This window comes from Paraplanobispora takensis (assembly GCF_016863195.1).
GTDB lineage: Bacteria > Actinomycetota > Actinomycetes > Streptosporangiales > Streptosporangiaceae > Planobispora > Planobispora takensis.
The window spans coordinates 1-2,136 of sequence record NZ_BOOK01000116.1; the positions used below are offsets into that span (position 1 = coordinate 1).

A 2,136-nucleotide genomic window follows, 5' to 3' on the forward strand; every position below is an offset into this window, starting at 1 on the left:
GAACGCAATCATCTTCGACGTCATCGTTGCTCCTGCTCGTGATGGGCGTTGCGGGGCGGCGCCCGCGACGGACGGCCCGCAGGCGGGCCTCGCCGCCCCGGCGCACGCCGTACGGTCGGCACTCTCCAGAGGTGAGTGCCAGGCGTCCTGCCGCACTCTACCCACAACTTGCGTGTCACGCATATAGTGCGCGACGCGCAATATTGGATAGAGTCGGCCCATGGACGACGACGCCACGGATCTCCGATCGCGCAACAGGCAGGCCACCCGGGAGGCGATCGGTCACGCCGCGCTGCGCCTGGCCATCGAGCGGGGCCCGCACGGGCTGGCCCTGGTGCGTGTCAACGACATCGCCGAGGCCGCGGGGGTCTCATCCCGGACCTACAACAACTACTTCTCCAGCAGGGCGGAGGCGATCTGCGCCTTCCAGGCCGACCAGTCCGGGCGTGCGGGCCGGGCGTTGCGCTCCAGGCCCCCCGGCGAACCGCTCGACCAGGCCGTCGTCGCGGCCATGGTCGAGCTCTACACCGATCCCGAGCCCGACAGGGCCGGCCTGAGCATGATCATGTCGACGCCCGAGCTGGAGGGTGAGGCGCTGAAGGCGTTCACCATGGCAGAGGGCCCGCTCGCCGAGGCGATCGCGGCGCGCACCGGCACCGACCCCGCGCGCGATCTGTTCCCCGCCGTCACGGCCGCCGCGGTCGCCGGCGCCGTCCGCGTGGCGGGACGCCGCTGGCTGGAGCCCGGCACCACCGACTCCTTCGCCACCGTCCTGCGCCGCGCCCTGTCCTGCGTCTTCCGCGGGGGCTTGTCAGGCGAAGCCTGACGGGTTACGGTGCGATCATTGCGTCAGGCTGAGCCTGACAAGCGCCGATTCGGGAGGATCGCATGCCCGCACCGTCACTGGCCGATGAGCGGATCCACTGCTCGTTCTGCGCGAAGTCGAAGACCGAGGTGCAGAAGGTGGTCGCCGGTCCCGGGGTCTACATCTGCAACGAGTGCGTGCAGCTGTGCAACGCCATCATCGAGGGGGAGACCGAGTCCCCGAAGGAGGCGGAGATCCCCTGGCCCGACATCATGACCGACGAGCAGATCCTCGACCTGCTGCCGCGCGTGGCCGCCGTGAGCGCGCAGGTCGACGCCAGCCTGCAGATCTGGGTGGACCGGCTGCGCGACCGGGGGGTCACCTGGGCCAGGATCGGCGCCGCCCTGGGCATGGCGCGCCAGTCGGCCTGGGAGAGGTTCTCCGGGGAAGAGTGACGGGGCGGCGGGACCGGGTCCGGCGGGGGAGTGGCTCCGGTGCGGAACGGGAGCGGCTTTCCCTAAGCTACCGATGAGTAATGGCGATAGGGGGAGACCTTCCGCGTCGCCGTACACCGTGGTGTGACATCCGCCGTGCGCTGCGGCGCGACACCGCACATCCTTCTTCCGGAAGACGGGACCTCCCATGTCAGCGGCTCCCCCGACTGCTCAACCCAAGCGTTCCGTCCTGCGTGACCTCGGCATCCGCACCAAGATCCTGGCCTCGATCATCGTGGCGGTCCTGGCCGCGGGGATGATCGGCGCGCTCGGCATCACTGCGCTGAGTTCGTCCAACGACAACGCCCAGGCCATGTACGCCACCAACTTCGCCGGCCTGGACGAAGCGGCCAACCTGCGGCGGCTCTTCATCCAGCTGCGCCTGGACGTCGCCAACCACGCCATCTCGACCGACCCGGCGGACATCGCGACCAACGAGAGCCAGTCCTCGGAGACCGAGGCCCGGATCCGCGAGATCATCGCCTCCTACGGCGCGCGCCTGCCGGCCGGGGAGAAGAAGGAGGCCCTGCGGCGTTTCGCCCAGGACCTGGAGGCCTACGTCGCGGTGCGCGACGCCAAGTTGCTGCCCGCCGGCCGGGCCAACGACATGAAGACCTGGGCGGCCGTCCGCGACAGCGAGGTGGCTCCGATCGGCGCGAGCATGTCCGAGACGGTGGACGCACTGGTGAAGACCGAGCGGGCCGAGGCCGAGCAGGCGGCCGAGGACACCGAGGCCGCCTTCACCGGCAATCGCACCACCATCCTGGTCGCGCTGGCCATCGGCATGCTGGCCGCGCTGGGTCTGGGCTGGGCCACGGCGCGCGGCATCATGGCCAG

General features: G+C 70.4%; 2 protein-coding genes and 1 pseudogene. All 3 read left to right on the plus strand.

Going from position 1 to position 2,136, the window contains the following annotated elements; genetic code table 11:
* The first annotated feature begins 220 nt into the window (after window positions 1-220).
* On the plus strand, window positions 221-826 hold the full coding sequence (locus tag Pta02_RS40635) for a TetR/AcrR family transcriptional regulator (protein WP_203880390.1): 606 nt from the start codon (window positions 221-223) through the stop codon (window positions 824-826).
* A gap of 62 nt (window positions 827-888) precedes the next feature.
* A pseudogene (locus Pta02_RS42425) lies at window positions 889-1,036 on the plus strand (ClpX C4-type zinc finger protein); the annotation flags it as partial.
* Between the two features lie 411 nt (window positions 1,037-1,447).
* The coding region (locus Pta02_RS40645; protein WP_203880392.1) for an MCP four helix bundle domain-containing protein at window positions 1,448-2,136 on the plus strand (689 nt) is incomplete at its 3' end.